Annotated in this window: 19 protein-coding genes; 8 read left to right on the top strand and 11 right to left on the bottom strand. The window is 44.7% G+C overall.

Going from position 1 to position 19637, the window contains the following annotated elements; all coding sequences use genetic code 11:
* Positions 1-192: 192 nt before the first annotated feature.
* Positions 193-768, top strand: coding sequence for a hypothetical protein (locus tag EGM68_RS01945; RefSeq protein WP_129548564.1), 576 nt, complete (start codon positions 193-195; stop codon positions 766-768).
* A 261-nt stretch (positions 769-1029) separates the two neighbouring features.
* Positions 1030-1575, top strand: a complete 546-nt coding sequence (locus EGM68_RS01940; RefSeq protein ID WP_025674379.1) for a GNAT family N-acetyltransferase — start codon at positions 1030-1032, stop codon at positions 1573-1575.
* Positions 1576-1625: 50 nt separating this feature from the next.
* On the opposite strand, the gene EGM68_RS01935 is transcribed toward EGM68_RS01940, so the two are convergent.
* Positions 1626-1958, bottom strand: a complete 333-nt coding sequence (locus EGM68_RS01935; protein WP_025674377.1) for a hypothetical protein — start codon at positions 1956-1958, stop codon at positions 1626-1628.
* Between the two features lie 186 nt (positions 1959-2144).
* Between EGM68_RS01935 and EGM68_RS01930 the strand changes: the two genes are divergently transcribed.
* Positions 2145-2969 carry an alpha/beta fold hydrolase gene (locus tag EGM68_RS01930; RefSeq protein WP_058711935.1) on the top strand — a complete coding sequence of 275 codons (825 nt, stop codon included), beginning with the start codon at positions 2145-2147 and terminating at the stop codon, positions 2967-2969.
* 82 nt (positions 2970-3051) lie between these two features.
* Here EGM68_RS01930 and EGM68_RS01925 read toward each other — a convergent pair whose 3' ends face one another.
* The 3 genes from EGM68_RS01925 to abnB all read right to left on the bottom strand — a co-directional run bounded on the left by EGM68_RS01925 (position 3052) and on the right by abnB (position 6419).
* A complete protein-coding gene (locus EGM68_RS01925) occupies positions 3052-3267 on the bottom strand; it encodes a cold-shock protein (RefSeq protein ID WP_013308357.1) in 216 nt (71 codons plus the stop codon).
* A gap of 131 nt (positions 3268-3398) precedes the next feature.
* Entirely contained in the window at positions 3399-3599 is a 201-nt protein-coding gene (locus EGM68_RS01920; RefSeq protein ID WP_007428290.1) for a cold-shock protein, read from the bottom strand.
* 384 nt (positions 3600-3983) lie between these two features.
* Positions 3984-6419, bottom strand: coding sequence for an arabinan endo-1,5-alpha-L-arabinosidase AbnB (gene abnB, locus EGM68_RS01915; RefSeq protein WP_129548563.1), 2436 nt, complete (start codon positions 6417-6419; stop codon positions 3984-3986).
* A gap of 429 nt (positions 6420-6848) precedes the next feature.
* On the opposite strand from abnB, the gene EGM68_RS01910 reads away from it, so the two are divergent.
* Positions 6849-7190 (top strand): DUF805 domain-containing protein, encoded by a 342-nt coding sequence (locus EGM68_RS01910; protein ID WP_013368969.1) that lies wholly within the window; start codon positions 6849-6851, stop codon positions 7188-7190.
* Positions 7191-7481: 291 nt separating this feature from the next.
* Positions 7482-7880, top strand: coding sequence for a hypothetical protein (locus EGM68_RS01905; protein WP_058712128.1), 399 nt, complete (start codon positions 7482-7484; stop codon positions 7878-7880).
* 76 nt (positions 7881-7956) lie between these two features.
* On the opposite strand, the gene pyk is transcribed toward EGM68_RS01905, so the two are convergent.
* The gene (gene pyk / locus EGM68_RS01900) at positions 7957-9372 is read right to left on the bottom strand and encodes a pyruvate kinase (RefSeq protein ID WP_016820210.1); all 1416 of its coding nucleotides are present in this window, start codon (positions 9370-9372) and stop codon (positions 7957-7959) included.
* Between the two features lie 178 nt (positions 9373-9550).
* On the opposite strand from pyk, the gene EGM68_RS01895 reads away from it, so the two are divergent.
* Positions 9551-10339 (top strand): helix-turn-helix domain-containing protein, encoded by a 789-nt coding sequence (locus EGM68_RS01895; protein ID WP_058831171.1) that lies wholly within the window; start codon positions 9551-9553, stop codon positions 10337-10339.
* 127 nt (positions 10340-10466) lie between these two features.
* Here EGM68_RS01895 and EGM68_RS01890 read toward each other — a convergent pair whose 3' ends face one another.
* From EGM68_RS01890 to EGM68_RS01870, 5 genes are all read right to left on the bottom strand, one after another.
* Positions 10467-11885 (bottom strand): sucrose-specific PTS transporter subunit IIBC, encoded by a 1419-nt coding sequence (locus tag EGM68_RS01890; protein ID WP_013368965.1) that lies wholly within the window; start codon positions 11883-11885, stop codon positions 10467-10469.
* A 67-nt stretch (positions 11886-11952) separates the two neighbouring features.
* On the bottom strand, positions 11953-13428 hold the full coding sequence (locus EGM68_RS01885) for a glycoside hydrolase family 32 protein (RefSeq protein ID WP_090737325.1): 1476 nt from the start codon (positions 13426-13428) through the stop codon (positions 11953-11955).
* Positions 13429-13608: 180 nt separating this feature from the next.
* Positions 13609-14631, bottom strand: coding sequence for a LacI family DNA-binding transcriptional regulator (locus tag EGM68_RS01880; protein ID WP_090737329.1), 1023 nt, complete (start codon positions 14629-14631; stop codon positions 13609-13611).
* 166 nt (positions 14632-14797) lie between these two features.
* Complete coding sequence (locus EGM68_RS01875) at positions 14798-15640, bottom strand: aldo/keto reductase (protein ID WP_090737331.1); 843 nt, start codon at positions 15638-15640, stop codon at positions 14798-14800.
* A gap of 31 nt (positions 15641-15671) precedes the next feature.
* The gene (locus tag EGM68_RS01870) at positions 15672-16868 is read right to left on the bottom strand and encodes an MFS transporter (protein WP_090737332.1); all 1197 of its coding nucleotides are present in this window, start codon (positions 16866-16868) and stop codon (positions 15672-15674) included.
* 140 nt (positions 16869-17008) lie between these two features.
* Between EGM68_RS01870 and EGM68_RS01865 the strand changes: the two genes are divergently transcribed.
* On the top strand, positions 17009-17374 hold the full coding sequence (locus tag EGM68_RS01865) for a winged helix-turn-helix transcriptional regulator (protein WP_013368959.1): 366 nt from the start codon (positions 17009-17011) through the stop codon (positions 17372-17374).
* Positions 17375-17453: 79 nt separating this feature from the next.
* On the opposite strand, the gene adhP is transcribed toward EGM68_RS01865, so the two are convergent.
* Positions 17454-18470, bottom strand: a complete 1017-nt coding sequence (adhP, locus tag EGM68_RS01860) for an alcohol dehydrogenase AdhP (RefSeq protein ID WP_013368958.1) — start codon at positions 18468-18470, stop codon at positions 17454-17456.
* A 241-nt stretch (positions 18471-18711) separates the two neighbouring features.
* Here adhP and EGM68_RS01855 point away from each other — a divergent pair, with 241 nt between their 5' ends.
* On the top strand, positions 18712-19548 hold the full coding sequence (locus tag EGM68_RS01855; RefSeq protein WP_090737334.1) for a carbonic anhydrase: 837 nt from the start codon (positions 18712-18714) through the stop codon (positions 19546-19548).
* Positions 19549-19637: the final 89 nt, after the last annotated feature.

Here is a 19637-nt window from a genome sequence, read left to right as displayed (position 1 = left end):
ATCTATCGTGCCTGTAGTGTATTATATCACTTAATACACTTAATACAAGTACAATTCGTTAAAATGTTAGTTAGTCCTGCCATCCAAATTTCATTCAGTAAATGCTCAGCTTGCGCTCAGATAGCATTCAAGTTAATCCCTTATGATGTATCACGTACCAAACAAACCATAACCGAAAGGTGGAAAATGAAGATGAAGAGCACCAAGAAAGCAATTTTGGCCGGAACGTTGGCGTTGGCATTTTTAGGAGGCGGAGCGCTGTACTCCACAAGCGCAGCCCATGCTGCTTCAACTACACCTGATAAGGCTTCCACTGCAAACAAAGCACAGGCACCTAAGGGAAACCCCGGTGATGCTAACGGTCCACAAATCGCAGGAGGAAACTATGCTGAGAAAAAGGCTCTCCTGAAACTATTAAAATTGTCCTCCAGTCAGTTGGATACACAGCTGAAAGCCGGTAAATCCCTTGCTACGATCGCCAAAGCACAAGGCGTGAGCGTAAACTCCGTGATTGATGTGATGGTTTCGGATATGAAGTCAAAACTCGCTACGGAAAAACAAAACGGCAAGATTACCGCAAGCGAATATAATCAACGTGTTTCCAACCTGAAGCAAATGATTACCGATATGGTGAATGGCGTTAAGCCCTCTAAGCCACCAGTAGACGGGGCTAAAGGAGAAACAGGTAAAGCTCCTGCTAAAACAGATGCGGCGGCCAAGGCTCCCGCCAAAACAAATACAGCTAAAGCCTCTGCTAAGCAAGAATAGCTACAGCTTCTGTTTTCCAAAAGCTGTAGCTCGATAAGTCATATTCGTAAAAACCATTTGTTAATCTGATACAGCCACTCCATAATAATAAAATCTCCATCCGGCTTCCCTGTACGGATCGAGAATGAATAAGCCTGTCCTCTACTGCGATACAACAGAAGAGGACAGGCTTATTTTTCATGCATTACATACAATATGTGGTAAACTAACATAAACCAGAGATCACATTTTTTATCCTGATTCAGGTAAAGGGAGTATGTAATGAAAATAAATAAACAGGAATTTAATGTACAAGGAGTAAGCTATACCATCAGATCGGCTATGATTCAGGATGCGATGAACTTGTCGGAAATCCGCGTGCTAATTGATGGAGAGACTGAAAATTTAGACAGAGAGAAGGGAGAAGCATTCATAAGTACATCCGGTTTTGAACAGCTTATTAAAGCCGATACAGAGCATGCCAAAAATCTATTTTTAGTTGCGGTCGTTCATGATAAAGTCGTTGGATTTTCAAGATGTGAAGGTCATCTTCTGCGTCGATTCGCTCATAAAGTTGAATTCGGTGTGTGTGTACTAAAGGATTTCTGGGGTTATGGAATCGGTACGAATCTTTTGAAAAAATCTATTTCCTGGGCAGACTCCAACGGTATCCAGAAAATGACTCTACAAGTTTTGGAAACCAATAATAAAGCTATTGAGCTTTATAAAAAGCATGGGTTTGAAATCGAAGGGTTATTAAAAAACGACAAGATTCTCTCAGATGGTCAATACTACAACACCATAATCATGGGAAGATTTCATAACTAAAAAAGATCCTGTTCCACAGGATCTTTCATCATTTCGGCGCGATATTGACCCTAGTAGCGATAATCATCGTAGGGATTGCGATTACGATAGTGATCTCGCGGCTGTTGGGCTGCGGTAATCATCAAAAATATGCCTGAGAGCAAGTGCATTAACCAGCCCACAAATGGAATCCACCCAACAACTGAGGTCACGATCCCTAAAATAGATCCATAATAAGCCTCTTTATTAGTCACCGATAGCACCAACGTAACAATGTGGAAAATCAACATAAAGAACAATACAGTATACGCAGAATTTATGACGAGCAGCCCGCCCAAAACAGGAATAGCAAAAAATAGCTCCAATCCGCCTGTGATCCATTTTAATGTTTTTGATGGTGTCATTGTTCCACTCTCCCAATGCTGTTTCATTCCATAAGTATATCCTATCCCCATGCAGGATGACATACATATTTTACTAATTTCATACCTGCATAGCGACGATCTCACCCCTTTTTCGAATGAGCTAAGCCCTGGCTACATATATGTGAGAGAGAACGAAATTTCGTGATTTTTAAAGGGGGGAGCATCATGGGATATTATATTGAAGTGGAACGTGGCGTTAAGCTGTATGTAGAAGATATAGGAGAAGGCATCCCTGTTCTGATGGTGCACGGCTGGCCGCTGGACCATCGAATGTACGAATACCAGGTCGCCCTGTTGCCTGCTTACGGATACCGCTGTATTCAAGTAGATCTTAGGGGGTTCGGGAAGTCTGATCGACCATGGCATGGCTACCATTATGATCGACTGGCAGACGATCTCCTGGCTGTTATACAGGCCCTTCAATTAAGCCATATACGACTGATCGGCTTTTCCATGGGGGGAGCTATTGTTACGCGCTACATGAGTAGGCACCGGGGATGGGGTGTTGACCAGCTGATTTTGATCGGAGCTGCCACGCCTCGATTCACCCCAACCAGCGACTTTCCTTACGGTACTCCTGTCGCTGAGGTAGATAAACTCATCAAACAAGCCTATACAGATCGCCCGCAACTGGTAACATCATTTGGCGAAATGTTATTCGCCAATCCTGTCAGCCAGAGTTTACGTGACTGGTTACGTGATCAGGGCTTTGCGGCTTCGGTTCATAGCATGGCTTGTACTTTGTATTCACTGCGTGACTCTGATTTACGGCCCGATTTGCCATGTATACACGTGCCTACGTGGATTCTGCACGGCAAGCTGGATCGAGTCTGCCCCTTCCCCCTAGCGATCCAAACTCAAAAAGGAATTGCCGGTTCCAGGCTTATTCCTTTCGAACGAAGTGGTCATGGTGTATTTTATGAAGCACTACCTGAATTTAATTCCACCTTACTGAGCATACTATCCCCATCCTCTTTACACCCTAATTGAAAGCCTGTTCTCAGAAAAACAAAAAAGACGCCTCAGCGCCGTTATGGCTATGGGGCATCTTTCACTACAAACATGTATCCGCTTAGGATTGTTTGGTATGATTAAAGCTCGTATTATTCAAAACAGCCAGCTTTTTCTCGCCCTTCACCATGGCAGAACCGCAAATGGGGCATGTCGGCTCGACAGAAAAAGCGAAGTTATCCCGCATCCAGCCGTTGCATGTATCACTGGCGCAATTCCAAACTGTTGTTATTTCCTCAGGAATCTCATCCATTGGCTTTTTCCGTGAATTGTACATAAACATCCCTCTTTCTTCATGATTTATAAAGCGATAAGATGTAATCAGTTCAAAAACGGTCTTGTGAACAGATAAAAACAAATGCCCCAAACGCTATGTTCGGGGCATCTGAAGTAGGCTGTAATTTAAAATTACAGTTTTACAACGTTCTCAGCTTGTGGTCCACGGTTTCCTTCAACTACGTTGAATTCTACGCGTTGGCCTTCGTCCAAAGATTTGAAACCTTCGCCTTGGATTGCGGAGAAGTGTACGAATACATCGCTTCCACCTTCAACTTCGATGAAACCGAAACCTTTTTCTGCGTTAAACCATTTAACTGTACCTGTTTGCATGGAATTACCTCCAAAATATATTTATATGACCTTTATTTTTTACAAATAAAAATTCACATATTGCACAAGGTTATTTCAACCTAAAACAATAACCCTCTACAATATGTGAATCTCAGGTCACAATTTCAATATACTCATATTACCATAAGTGTATTGAAAACGCAAGCACTGGAGAATTTAATTTATGCAGAGTGCTCATGTCATCTATTGCTGCTTCAACCTGTCTTCATCAGACAAGAGTGAATCATCAACGCCTACTTAAAACATTATATCCGCAATTACCTCCTATTATACCAGTAATCAAGAAATAAATATACACAACGTTGCGCAGGAGATGAACTTCTTGAGAAAAAGTTCATCTTCTGCTTTATTTGCTCATTTTAATTACAAATCCGCCAGTGCTTTAATTTCCTCTGCTGTCAGCGCTTTGTTATATAACTGTACCTCATCCAGGCTACCGTTAAAGTAGGCATCGGCAACAAAGCGGCTTTTACCAAGATACGCCTCGTTCGTCAGCAACTCATTGGGGTTAAAGGTAATACCGTCATTTACAGCTACTTCTTCACCATTTACATACAGCTTCCCTGTATTCCCCTCCAGTGTAACCGCCACATGGGTCCACTGGTTTAGAGGTAATGATGATTTGGAAAGCAAGCTCTGATCCGTACCTTCATGGATTGTAAACTGGAGTACACCGCTTCCTTGAGAAGGGGTGAGGAACATATGGCGAGCCTGGCCGTTGCCGAAGTCAAAAATCCGTTGCCAAGCTGCTCCGCCCTTCCAGTTCACCCAAGCGGAAAAGGTAAAGTCTTTCGCATCCGTTACCGTATTGGGCAGCTGCACGTAACCATCCTTGCCGTTCAGGGCAAGAGCACCGCCAAGCTTCCCGTCTTTGTCCCATGTGGCACCGCCATAGGTCTTACCGTCGAGTTGGTTGTATGTGCTGTCAACAACCGAGGTGCCTTGATCCTCACTCCACGAGTAACATGCGAGCTGAGGACCCTGAGCCTGTTCAGGAACAATGGCTGTAAAACTTTTCTTTGCAGTCGCTTTGTCCTTTTTAATAGTCGCTGTCAATGTAACTGCTGCAGGCTGGGAACCAGCTTCTGGACGGTACACTTCACCAGTGACAGAAATAATCTCGGGGCGGGAAGATTCCCACGAAATAGTGGTATCTTGTGCAGCTTGAGTAGGTAACGTGAGATCATAAAAAACGTTGCTCGTATCGCCTAGGCTCAAATCCTTCTGCACCGCAGCTACAATCTTGCTGGCCTTCAGGTCAGGCTTTAGCGAACCCCATACCGCAACACCCTTGGAGGACAATGCGGTAAAAGCAAGCGTCTTGGCTCCCGTGTCTGGATCACGGTGCCGCAGGAATACCCCTTTGTACTTCGCACCATCTGCTGTAATTTCCAGCTGATTGTCTGCCCCCAGCTTCCATGTACCGTTCACTCCGCCAGACAGTTTGCCACCGCGATCCAGACTGACGGTAACAGCTTGCTTAATATTGGCCGAAATTTCCTTCCCGTGATTTACATACGAGTATTGACCGATGACATCCTTCTCTGACAGCTTTTTCAGTGAATCCTCATCTCCTGTATAGCGATAAGGAGCAACTACAGGCCAACCGTCGGCGTTCATGAACATTTCATGTACACGTACTTCAAACTGCTCGCCTCTCCCCGGAAAACGGGAGTGAAAAATGACAAAATGCTTTTTCGTCTTGGGATCATAATAAGCCGAGTTGTGTCCAGGCGACACATAGCCCATACCCAGCCCTGTTCCCGGATCGCCAATTTCTCTTGGAATCAAGTAATTACCTATTAACTTGACACCATATGGCTCAATGGAAGCGTCATCAAAAAGAGGTTTATCAGGATTCGCTTTAACCTTGATCATGTCGTTGCCCTCAGCATCGTAGAAAGGGCCATCTGGTGTTTTGGACCGAGCCACACGCAGGTTGTATCCGCCATCCGCTGACAATCCGCCATAGGATAGGAACAAGTAATAGTAGTCCGTTTGTGGACTGTATTGTATGTACGGCCCCTCCATACGAGCATGGTTACCGCCCGTCAGCTTTTTCCCGTAGCTTTGGCCTGGCAGAGGCTTCCCTGTTTTTTCATCCATCTGCAAAATGAAAATGCCTCCGGAGTAGGAGCCATATACCATCCACAGCTTGCCGTTCTTATCATAGAAAGTGTCAGGGTCTACGGCATTGGGATGCTTGGTTGCGTCATAGATCGTCCCATCTTCACTCGGTTGACCCCACATGCCGGATTTCAGAAAAATCCCTTTATTCTTATAAGGTCCTTCAATTTTATCAGCAACTGCTAGGCCCATAGCTGAACGCGGGGAGTCACCTTTGCAAGCGTTATAGTACATATAGAACTTGCCATCCGCCAGTTGAATGACATCAGCTGCCCACAGCGTGTCTGTCTGCGCCCAATCCAGCGCTTCCTTTAATTCCTCTTTGACGTTGGGAATCAATGCATTACCATTTGCCACACCTGTCGCAATTGTATCCCAATTCATAAGGTCCTTGGACTTGGCAGCCGCCAGATGTGAGCCAAAAATGTAAAATGTGTCTTTCACTTTCAGGATGGATGGATCATGTACGGAAGTCTCCTTGAAGGAGACGGCCTTTTTACTTTGGCTTAAAACATTTTCCAGACCTTGAGCTTGAAGGGAAGTTTGCTCTACACTTTGAATCCCAGCTGTATCTGAATTGAGTGTTGACTCGGCGCCCACCAGAGAAGCAGGCAACAACAGCGCACCTGCCAGAGAAGCGGCCGTTACTTTACGAACAAATAATTGCTTCATAAATCAATCTCCTCTCGTTTTGAACATTCCTGATAACATAAAACAATAATGAATAAGACGGTCAGGATTATGTTTGTATTAACTTCCTCACTCTCAAATTAAATGTTGATCATCTCCTCCTTTGTATTAAAGCGCTTTCAAATAATTCGAAAAATAAAACCTCCTTCTATTAAGAAGGACGATTCAAACCAGATGGTAATCGTATCTCTATATTATTCAATGGGTATAGAAAATTCAATATGTAATTTTATATTTTTATAAATAATTCATTTAATTATTAACATTAATAAATGTGTTGCTTTAATTCCTAGTTTAAAGTTATAATTTGACAAGTAAAATCCTATATGTTACCTGCCGATATATTTAAAAATAACTGTTTTATGATAATTGTAATACAAATATTTACATTTTATGAGGAGGTGAAAATTTATGCAATGGTATTTAAAAGTGCTGCAAAACTATGTAGGATTCCAAGGTAGAGCAAGACGTACAGAATACTGGATGTTTACTTTGTTCAATGCGATAGCTGGCCTGGTATTATACTTGTTGGATTTCCTCTTAGGACTTCCTTTCGTATTGTCATTTATCTATGGCTTGGCTGTTTTGTTACCGTCTCTGGCAGTTCTTTTCCGCAGACTACACGACACGGGCAAAACCGGGTGGTGGATTCTGATCGCTTTGGTTCCTTTTGGGAGCATTGTGCTGCTTGTATTCACATGTCTAGACAGTCAGCCTGGCGACAATAAGTATGGGCAAAACCCTAAATTGTAATTTGATGTAGTTGTCTAAAACCTCTTTCACTTTTGTGAAGGAGGTTTTTTTCATATCCTCTTTTTGTCATCTGCGAATTTTTTTAGCGCTACCTGTTTACAATCTTCTCTTTTAGTTTATTTTAAACGAGTATTAAGCTGGCGCTAAGATTGGGCGTGTATGATGTATTTAAGAATCTGGTAACTACATAGGCCGGATGGGCTAAAGGCATAAACATCACTCCCGTTGGATATCCATATACCGTTCCACCCCGTCAGAAATTTAATGAAACACAAAAGGAGATTTACACTTATGAATCGAAAACGAATGTTGGTCATCTGCACACTGTTGCTGGCGTTATCTATTGGGCAGTCATCCACTTGGGGAAGTCGGACTAATGCTGCTGCACTGGCTCCAGAGAGAGCCCTTCATGTACAGGACAATGAAGCTTCCAAGGATGATGACTTGTTGAAAACACTGGGTATATCCTCTGATGAGCAATTATATGATGCGTTATATAATGGTCAAACCTTGGCTGATATTGCACAAACCAATAATCAGGATGCTCAGGCTATCGTTGATTTACAGGTAGCTCAGTTGACGGAGCAGTTGGATCAACGACTGGCCAATAAGAGCATTACCCTTGAGCAATACCAAGCCCATAAGGCAGAACTGACACAAGTCGTTGCCAAAAGTGTGTTCGGCCTATAAGCCTAGGACACGACCGAACATAAAAAAGGCGCTGAATCCATAGAGGATCAGCGCCTTTTTTTGTATTTGATGTAACTTACGCTTGATATACCCGAATCAGATTGGTAGTGCCCGCCTCAGCGACAGGAACACCTGCTGACAGGACTACAGTATCTCCTTTATGGATATAGCCTGCATTCAGCGCGTTACGGATGGAAGATTCGAACATTTCATCCGTTGTGGCTACCTTATCCCCTTTAATCGGGAATACACCGGACAAGAGGCAAATTTTAGCGAATACTGTGTTATTCGGAGTAACCGCAATGATCGGTGCCTTCGGACGATATTTGGACACCATACGAGCCGTGAATCCACTGGCAGTCGAGGTAATAATCGCTTTGGCATCCAGCTCCAGAGACGAACTCACCGCACCCTGACTAATGACTTCAGTAATGTTGGTGCTTTGGCGTGCTCTGCGCTTATCGAACTGCTCCTGGTAATCCAATTGGGATTCTGCACTGGCAGCTACCGCAGCCATGGTCCGTACGGATTCAACAGGGTATTTACCTGCAGCAGATTCGCCCGACAGCATCACTACGTCAGCTCCCTGCATAACGGCATTGAACACGTCACTAACTTCAGCTCTCGTCGGACGCGGGTTCACCTGCATGGACTCCAACATGTGAGTAGCGACAATAACGGGCTTACCGACCAGATTACACTTGTCGATCATTTCTTTTTGCATCACAGGCACGTCTTGAATCGGCACTTCCACGCCCAGGTCGCCACGAGCTACCATAATACCGTCCGAAGCTTCGATGATATCATCCAGGTTTTCCATGCCCTCGGCATTTTCAATTTTGGAATAAATCTGTACGTGCTCGGCATGATGTCCCTTCAAAATCTCACGGATTTCACGGATGTCGTCGCCTTTACGCACAAAAGAAGCCGCAATAAGCTCGATACGCTGCTCCACCCCAAATTGAATGTGCTTCACGTCGCGCTCTGTCACGCCTGGAAGAGTTGTATGAATCCCTGGCAGATTCACACCTTTTCTCGGCTTCAAAATACCGCCGCTTACGATATTACAAATCATCTCGGTTCCTTCGATGGAGGTTACAGTCAGATCAACCAAACCGTCGTCGATGAGAATGCGGTCACCTGCTTTGATATCCTTCGGCATATCTGGGTAATTCACCGAAATACGATGCTCGTCCCCCAAAATCTCTTCCGTGGTCAGAATGAGCTGGCTGCCTGGCTTCAGTAGAACAGATGCCTCTTTCAGCTTGCCAATCCGTATTTCCGGTCCTTTAATATCCATCATGACAGGGATACAGGTATTCATTTCCTTCGCTGCCTGTCTTACATTTTCAATACGTTTAACATGATCCTCCAGCTCCCCATGAGCCATGTTTAAGCGAGCTACCGTCATACCAGCCTGGATCATTTCTTTTAACAAATCAATGGAGTCGCAGGCAGGTCCCATAGTACAAATAATTTTCGTTTTAAGCATAGTAATGTCATCCTCCTGAATGTCTTTACTGTATGGCTTCTATTCCACTTTGCTTCTCTATCTACATTAAACTTATATGCTTCTATTCTACCTGTACCCGTGCACCAAGACTATGAACTATAGTATGATGAATGTACTACAGTATAGTGAATGTTGAAGACATCGGGGAGTGAGTTTCGTGATTACATTGGTGGATATACGGCAGGACAACGGTGTGGACTGGTATGAAAAGACTGGTGCAAATAGCGGCCACGATGACTTACTGTTCATTTTGGTCACCTTTGGCAAATGTGTATATTGGGTGAACGATTGCAAGTTCATTCTTGGCAAGGGTGAAGCACTGCTTTTACCCGCTCATCTGAATTACTATGGTAAGAGTATCCCTACGCTTTTCCATACCAAGTATGTGATACATTGCCGCAAAACATGTACGAACAGCGCACTTCCCATACTGAATACAGACCAGCCGTTATTGATCAAACCAGGATGCTACGATATGCTGCATGAACGGATCAAATCGATGTATTATCAATGGACAGAACACCCAAGCTACTATACTCTGATGGCTGACTGTCTGCTGACCGAGGCCATGATTTATATGAACCAGGAATGGGACAAAGGCGCCATTTCTTGCGATAAAGAGCGGCATGTGGAACATATGAAACAGTATATACAGAATCACTACAGGGAAAAGGTAACCAAAGAAGAGCTTGGCGACGCCATCCGCAAAACCCCCAACTATGCGGCGACACTGCTGCGTGAGGTCACACGCCAAACGATTAGCGAGCATGTACATACGCAACGTATTAAAACCGCCATCTACATGCTAACCGAGTCGCGGCTAACGATTCGTGAAATTTCGGAGTATGTGGGCTATAGCGATGTTTCCTATTTTCATCGGATCTTCAAACGCTTAACAGGCTGCTCGCCGTCCGAATTTCTGGATGAACGTTCCTCCATCGTCTAATCTGATAGCCTGAAGCGGAATATCATAGATAAAAAAATGGTCGCCCTACATGGAGTTCATGTAAAAGCGACCATTATCATTATACTTACGCGATAAATCTGCGTGTATTTGGGCTGACTGGATGATATTATTTGGAGGAACCCGCTGTTTTGACTTTATCCAGCATTTTATCGCTAAAGCCAAACATCCAAGTCAGGACAAAAGATACAGCCATAGCAGCCAAGTTCGCCAAAATGTAAAGCGGAAGCTGATGGTTCATGTAGAGCAACGTACCCGGAATAACTGTAACCGCCATCCCTGTAGCCGCCAAATGGAAGACTGAAGCAATAAAACCACCAACCGCTCCGCCGATGAGACCCATGACAAAAGGCTTCATATATCTCAGATTGACTCCGAAGATAGCCGGCTCTGTAATCCCCAGGAAAGCAGAGAACGAAGAAGGAAGCGCCAACGCTTTCAGCTTGCTGTCCTTCGTTTTCAGACCAACCGCCAGGCAGGCAGCTCCCTGTGCAGCCATTGCGCAGGTAATAATAGCATTGAAGGCATTTACGCCGTTCTTTTCAAGCAGTTGGATCTCCAGAAAATTAAATATATGATGCACACCTGTAACGACGATAATCTGATGCAAAAAGCCGATGACGATCCCTGCAATACCGAAAGGCAAATCAAGTACAAATATTGTTCCGTGCAGCACCCATTCTTCAAGTGAATGGAACACTGGACCGATAGCAAACAGTCCCAAAGTGATCATAATCAACAGTGTTAAAAACGGTGTCAGAATCAGATCCAGCGCTTCAGGCACCCGTTTACGCAGCGCCCGCTCCAGTTTGGCTCCGATCAAACCCACGAAGAAGGCTGGCAATACTGAGCCCTGATAGCCCACCACTGGAATGAATCCGAACATCGTCAACGGATGAGCTGAGCCGTCCGCAACACTATACGCGTTAGGGAGAGCCGGGTTTACCAGCATCAGACCGAGAACGATACCCAGCACCGGACTACCGCCGAATACTCTAAAGGCTGACCATGCGACTAACGCAGGCAGAAAGGCAAAAGCCGTATCCGTTAATACCTGTGTATATAATAAAAAGTTAGGTGAAATATCCTGCGGCGTCATACCGAGCAGAGCGAGAATTTGCGGCTGAGTAAGCAAACCGCGCAGTCCCATGAACAACCCCGTAGCGACCAGCACTGGAATAATCGGTACAAACACATCGCCAAAGGTACGAATGGACCGCTGGAAGACGTTGCCCTCCTTTTTCGCCTGACTCTTCACCTCTTCTTTAGATGAACCCGTCACGCCAAGCTTCTCAACCTCTTCAAAAATCCGATTTACCGTTCCTGTACCAAAAATAATCTGATATTGACCTGAATTGAAGAAAGCACCCTTAACCTTGTCGATCTCTTCAACTTTTTTCTGATCAATCTTCTCTTTATCATGCACCATAATCCGTAAGCGCGTTGCACAGTGAGCAAACGAAGCGATATTCTCCTTTCCACCGATCGCCTCGATCACTTCTTTAGCTATCTCTCTGTTTTCCGCCATGATGTTCATCCCCTCGTTCATTCCGTTATGTTTGATGATTAACGATCCACTTGATGAATTAGCCTACTCATGTAAAATTCCATTTTACCGCTTGGAAGAGAGCCTCTCCCTTGTCGGCAAAAAAGCGTATTTCGTCACTCTCTGGGTGCGGAAAAATACGACTGGTGAACACTTCTTCCCCATCATTGATGAAAATCTCAACCGAAGATGTATCTACAAACAGATGAAGTTTGATATGATCTTTATCCCATGCACACTGCCGCACTTCACCATACTCAGCGGCTACAGGCTCACCCGATTGCGAACGGTCCAATACAAGTTTGCGGCTGACGGCGTTATATTTTATCACCGTTTTCTCCGTCTCACTCGCACGGAATTCGATACCAAATGCCTTCGCATCCAAAAGATCTACTTCACAGATCAGCTCATACGCTGTACCTTTAAATCCTTCATAGGTTTTGCTCTCTGAAGACAACGTATCAGCTACCCGATCCTCACTATTTCTACGCAATGTGGTTAGTTCTGGGATTGGCCGCTGCAAGAGTTTTCCCTCATGAAGCGTAAGTTCTCTCGGTAACGTCAGACAATGGGCCCATCCGTTCGGATCTGTCGGGTATTCGATATCCGGCAGCCCCATCCAGGCCACCATAATACGCCGCCCCTGCGGGTCAATCATCGTCTGTGGTGCATAGAAATCAAAGCCTCTATCGAGCTCGTGGAATGCGCCATGCTCCAGTGTTCTTGTCTCTGTATTCAGCAGTTTGCCGATGACGTAGCCCGATTGATAAATATTGTGGTTTTCGTCCCCTGAAGGCTCCAAGCCCTGTGGAGAAAAGACCAAGACCCCTGCTCCGTTCAGTTCAAAATAATCCGGACATTCCCACATATATCCAAACAATTCCAGCCCAGTGTTCAGTTCCCCCTCGAACTGCCAAGTATGAAGATCGGTTGAACGGTAAAGGACAACGCAGCCTGTTGAATTCGTTCTCTGGGCACCAATCACACAATAGAAACTATCGCCGTCCTTCCACAGCTTGGGATCACGAAAATGATCTGTATAGCCTTCTGGTACATGGTCAATAACAGGATGCTCCCACTTGGTAATGCGACCGCTCTCATCCATCACAGCCATGCATTGATAAGGATGTCTAATCCAGTTTTCGTCTCTTGTATTTCCTGTATACATCATGTATAACTTGTCCTCATGCTCTAGCGCGCTGCCGGAATAAGCCCCATGCGAGTCGAAATCGTCCCCAGGTGTGATGCCAATGCCTGCACTATGCCATGTGACCAAATCTTTGGATTTCAAATGATACCAATATTTCATCCCATGATCGGTTCCGAGCGGGAACCACTGATAAAATAAATGGTATTCACCTTGATAATATGAAAATCCATTCGGATCATTGAGTAAACCTGTCGGTGGCTGGATATGAAACGACTGTCGCCACTGACATTGCTCCACCTTTTTCTGCAAGCTTGCTATTTCGCCAGGCTCTGCCTGCTCGATCAATCGATACTTTTGTTCTTTTGTCATTTTCATAGGTGTACCTCATTTTTTAAAAACTTAGATTTAGGGAACCGGTTCCAAATAAACGAAAAAAATATTATAACGGAACCGGTTCCTATACGATTAAAAAAATACTCATCCATGGATTTGCAACCGATTCCAATTTGCAAGAGTAAAATGGAACCGGTTTCGAAGAAATTATAATCCACTTGTTTAACGTTTGTCAACGCTTTCTCTTTCAATAAGGGAATAATCCATGACTGTTACTTGCTCTACCGTTTTATGTTCTACCAGCCGTACAATATTTTGTGCTGCTACACGTCCAGCCTCCATATACGGATATTGAACAGTTGTTAGCGCAGGGTGAATGACCTCCGTAATATCGTATCCCCCAAAGCCAGTTACCGACAAATCCGACGGAATGGTAATTCCTCTGGAATAAGCCGCGTTGATTACCCCAAGCGCGATATTATCTGTAGCACACACCATTAACGATGGTTTGAATTTGTCCAAAATAGCGGATGCAGCAATCCGTGCATCGGACATTTTAAACCCGGTTTCATAGTATCTGATATCATATCCTGCGGCTCGCATCGCCTCGTCCGTATAACACGCAGCAGGTAATGCATCGCGAACAGCCTGCCTAAAGCCCTCTTTGCGTTGTACACCGACAGCAACATCCCTTTCAGTCACACCGACATAGGCAATTTCACGGTGGCCCTGTGACAGGACATATGCACCGATATCATATCCGGCACGATAATCATCATGGATAAGACTATGGATCTGCTCATGTTGTTGGCCCACCAGCAATACCGGAATACTGATGTCTCGAATCGCGGTCAGATGGTCGTCTGTAATTTGAGCAGCCAGCAGAATGATACCTGAAATTTTTTGCCGTGCGAACTCATAGATCGCTTCGATTTCACGTTTTACATCCTGACTCGTATTAGAGATCAACATCTGGTAATGCTGGGAACGCAGCTCCTCATCAATCCCCATTAACGTATGAGATGTGGCAAAAGAATCCAGCCGTGGCACGACGGTTCCGATAATGTTGGTTCGTTTTGCCTTTAGACTCTGGGCAAAGGTATTGGGCACATACCCCGTGGCTTTGACCACCTTTTCAATTTTACGCTTTGTATCCAGGCTGACAGATCCGCCGTTCAAAAAGCGGGATACGGTGCTTTTGGATACACCAGCCATTTGGGCTATATCTGCAATCGTCTTATTCATGAGGTCCCCCGGAGATTTTCATTTTCATAAGTGTCCAAAACTTCTCATTTTACATAAATCTATAATACCATATGGCGGGATTGGATTGCTGTAGCTCCAAACTCATCATACACAAAAAGCCGTCCCTTCCATGAAGAAGGAAACGGCGTTTCATGATGAACTGAATTTAAAAATCGAAGTTATCCGGATCTGGACCTACCCGAAGATTGGCATTTAACGCCTGAATTTGATCCATATCCTCACGCGTCAATTCAAAGTCAAAAATATCGGCATTTTCGACGATTCGATGTGCCTTGGTGGACTTGGGAATAGTGACGACTCCTTGCTGTACATCCCAGCGTAAAATCACTTGAGCCACCGATTTACCGTACTTGTTCGCTATGTCTTGCAGTACCGGATGATCGAGCAATTGGCCTTGCATGAGCGGGGACCAGGCTTCCATTTGGATGTTGTTCTTTTGACAGAATTGCAGCAGCTCGGCTTGAGTTAATTGCGGGTGGAATTCCACCTGATTGACCATTGGCTTGATTTCTGCATCCTTCATGAGATCTTCCAAATGATGAATTTGGAAGTTGCTGAGTCCAATTGCCTTAATCCGTCCTTCTTTATACAAGGACTCCAACGCTCTCCATGCTTCTTTGTACTTCCCTTGAACCGGCCAATGAATTAGATATAGATCCAGATAGTCCAGTCCCAACTTGTCCAGGCTCGCTTCATAAGCTGCTCGTGTCTCTTCATAGCCTAAATCTGCATTCCACACTTTGGACGTGACGAACAGATCTTCTCTCGACAGATTATTCTCCGAGAGGGCTTCCTGAATAGCCTGTCCTACACTGTTTTCATTCGCATAGATTGCCGCTGTATCTATACTGCGGTAGCCATGCTTTACAGCAGCCTTTACAGCATTGACCAGCTCTGAACCTTCTTCCACTTTAAATACTCCGATGCCAAACCAAGGCATGCGAACTCCGTTGTGCAATGTTGTTGTGCTTTGTAGGTTTTGTGTCATTGTGTATCTTCCTCTCTATTTTTTAAAAGTTTTAGCCTGCCAAGGCGGTTGTATCCCTTTTTTCGAGCAAACGACTCCAGGCTGTCAGTAGAACCGCAACAAAAACCATTACCCCACCGACCCAAGTCGTATGCATAAGACCCAGTGAATCCGTCACCATTCCTCCCACATATGCTCCAATTGCGATCCCTGCGTTGAAGGCCGCAATATTAACAGCAGAGGCGACATCGACAGCTTTGGGTGCAAAACGTTCGGCTAACATGACTACATATACCTGTAGACCAGGCACATTCATAAACGCAAGCAATCCCATAAAGAAAATCGTTATCAGGCCTGCTGTTTGAAATGGCACGGTAAACCACAGCAGAAACAGGATCACGGCTTGAATGAGAAACATATAAAATAAAGCTGAAAGCGGTCTGCGATTCGCAGCTTTTCCACCGATAACATTCCCGATAGCAATGGCGATTCCATACAATAAGAGAATGAACGTTACCGTATTTTGTCCAAAACCGGTTATGTCATGAAGTAATGGAGATAAATAAGTAAACACGACGAATGTGCCACCATATCCCAAGGCAGTAATGATAAATGCAAGTAGCAAGCGACCATTCGTAACCAGTTTGACCTGCTCGCTGAAAGGAGTCTTATTTCCTTTTCGAAGCGTAGAGGGCAGCAGAATCAGATTGGCAATGAGGGCCACAACACCGACGACCACAATAGCCATAAATGCAGCCCGCCAACCCCATTGCTGCCCAACGTAGGTGCCCAACGGTACCCCTGTGACGGTGGCAACGGTCAAGCCAGAGAACATAATAGAAATAGCACTCGCCCGCCGATCATCGGGAACAAGGTCGGCCGCGATGGTGGACCCGATGGACATGAACACCCCATGGGAGAACGCCGAGATTACACGTGCAATCAGCAGCAGGGTGATTCCGCTAGAAACCGCAGCAAGGCTGTTGCCTGCTATAAATACAATCATGATCCACAGCAGCAGCGTTTTACGAGGAACACTCGATGTTAATGAGGTCAACACAGGTGCCCCAATGGTAACCCCTAATGCATACAGCGTTACGGTTAGTGCGGACATCGTTACGGATATGTGCAAGTCTTCAGCGATCAGGGGAAGCAGTCCTACGCTGATGAACTCAGTTGTCCCAATGGCAAAGGCGCTTACGGCTAAAGCCAGTAATGGCCAGATACTTCGCTTGGATTCTGGCGACATGTTTTTCACTCCTATCTATAGTAATCTTCGACCAGCAGATGTTATTATGAGTTATTCAATCAATTATGAACAGTACGTACTTTTTAGTGATATAGGTACCAAAAAGTACCCTACAGGTGACATACACGGAGGGATCGGCATTGGGAAAGAAAAAATACAATATCTCTGTTGAGGCGACATTAGAGGTAATCGGGGGAAAATGGAAGTGTGTGATTCTGTGTCATTTGACCCATGGAAAAATGCGGACAAGTGAATTAAAGCGAATGATGCCTTCTATAACACAAAAAATGCTGACTCAACAGCTTCGTGAATTAGAGGAAGACGGCATTGTCAATCGAATTAGCTATAATCAGGTTCCACCCAAAGTGGAGTACGAGCTTAGTGAATATGGATGTAGTTTGAAAAGCATTTTGGATTCACTTTGTGCCTGGGGAGAAAGACATATTATTAAAGAATACGGGGATAAATCCGCGGTTTTGGAGGATAATATTCTGAATAAGCTGTAAAGTAAAAAAAGCGTCTGCAATAGATCAGCAGGCGCTTTCTCTCTCTTAGAATTCCAAGAGTTACGAATTGGACATCATTTTATTTTGTGAAATCAATGACCATACGTCCTTGGATTTTGCCATGCTCCATCTCTTCGAAGATCTCATTGATGTCTTCAAGCGGACGTTTTTGTACAAGAGGTACAACTTTACCTTCTGCAGCGAACTGGAATGCTTCTTTAAGGTCTTCACGAGTACCGACCAAGGAGCCGATTACTTGAATGCCGTCCAGAACCAGACGCGGAATGTCGAGATCCATCTTATCAGTTGGAAGACCTACAGCTACGACACGCGCGCCAGCCTTTACAACGTCAATGGCTTGGTTGAAAGGTGTTTTGGCAACAGCAGTAACCACGGTTGCATCCAGACCAGCACCGTTGGTTAATTCCTTAGCTCGGGCGACTGGATCTTCTTTCATGCTGTTAACAATATAGTCAGCACCAATTTTTTTGGCCAGTTCGAGTTTTTCATCACTGATGTCAAAGGCTACAACTTTAGCATTGAACACATTTTTGGCGTATTGTACAGCCAGGTTACCCAAACCGCCAATACCGAAGATACCGATCCATTGCCCTGGTCTGATATCACTCACTTTAACAGCTTTATAGGTTGTAACCCCTGCGCAAGTTACACTGCTTGCAGCAGCAGGATCAAGATTATCTGGTACTTTGACCGCATAGTCAGCTGTGACAATACATTGTTCTGCCATTGCACCATCTACCGTGTATCCGGCATTTTTAACTTCACGACACAAAGTTTCTCGTCCGGTTAAACAATATTCGCAGTGACCGCAGCTTTCGAACATCCAGGCAATACTTACGCGATCGCCAACTTTAAGGCTGGTTACTCCTTCACCTAATTCAATGACTTTCCCAATACCTTCATGTCCCAGAACTCTGCCTGTGACATCACCGAAATCTGCATTTTTTACGTGTAAATCTGTGTGGCAAACCCCGCAATATTCAACTTGGACTAACGCTTCCCCATGTTTCAGGGAGCGCAAAGGTTTCTCTTCTACACTAACTTTCTTGTCTTTTGTAACAATCGCTGCTTTCATGTAGATCTCTCCTTTGAGTGGATATGGAATTAATTTGTAATGCACACCCCACTATTATAGTTACTTCCCCCAAAGAGGACAAACAAATATTTCACCACTCCATTATTCTCTCTACACCCGGTAATAATAAGCAACCAGTTCTACCTTTTTCCTAAGTCCTTGTACCCTTGCAGGAACTTTGTACAATAATTTACAATGTAAAAAGTTTCACATAATCTATTTGGAAGAAGGATAAAGAAACATGAAAAAACACTGGAGAGGTTGCTTGTTCAGCATATTTTCCATAATCTTGGCATTGTCGGTAACAGGATGTACACCATCCGCCACTTCTCGTACTACTAGCGCAACATCATCATCATCCGCTAACAACGTACATGCAGTTGTTCAGAAAAGCCCGCACTGGTCCTACGAAGGGGATGAAGGACCCGATCATTGGGGGGAGCTGGAAAAGGATTTTGTTGCTTGTGGTAATGGTCAGGAACAGTCTCCCATCAACATAGAGCATTCCCATCTAGAAGCTTCGCATACGCAGCAACCGCTACAGGTTCATTATTCAACCACTAAAGTATCCATACTGAATAATGGGCACACCGTCCAAGTCAATGCAGCTAGTCCCAGCAATGATATTGTCGTGGACGGCACTACATTCACTTTAAAGCAGTTTCATTTTCATCATCCAAGCGAACATCAAATAGATGGCAAAAATGCTGAAATGGAGCTTCATTTTGTTCATCAAAGCGACACCGGAAGCACAGCCGTCTTAGGCGTTCTTATTCAAAGCGGCAAAGAAAACAAGGCTTTCAATCGCATCTGGTCCAAACTGCCAAAAGATATTTCCCAAGAAGCGGTTCTGGATGAGGATGTAAATCTCGCTGCGCTGCTGCCAAAAGACCTGCACTCCGTTCGCTACAACGGGTCGCTGACTACCCCGCCATGCACAGAACATGTAAATTGGACGGTATTGGAACAGCCTATTGAAATGTCGGCAGACCAAATTAAACAGTTTGCTGCCATTTTTCCCGATAACCATCGTCCTGTACAACAACTGGGAACCCGTGAGCTGAAGGCCGATAAATAATAAAATATAGTGCCCTACGATGTAAAGTGCATTTATATCTAATACAAACAAGAAGCCTCCTCTGTTCATCTGAATGGAGGGGCTTCTTG

It is taken from the genome of Paenibacillus sp. M-152, from assembly GCF_003856555.1.
Taxonomy (GTDB): domain Bacteria; phylum Bacillota; class Bacilli; order Paenibacillales; family Paenibacillaceae; genus Paenibacillus; species Paenibacillus polymyxa_C.
This window is presented reverse-complemented; position numbering and strand designations above follow the sequence as displayed.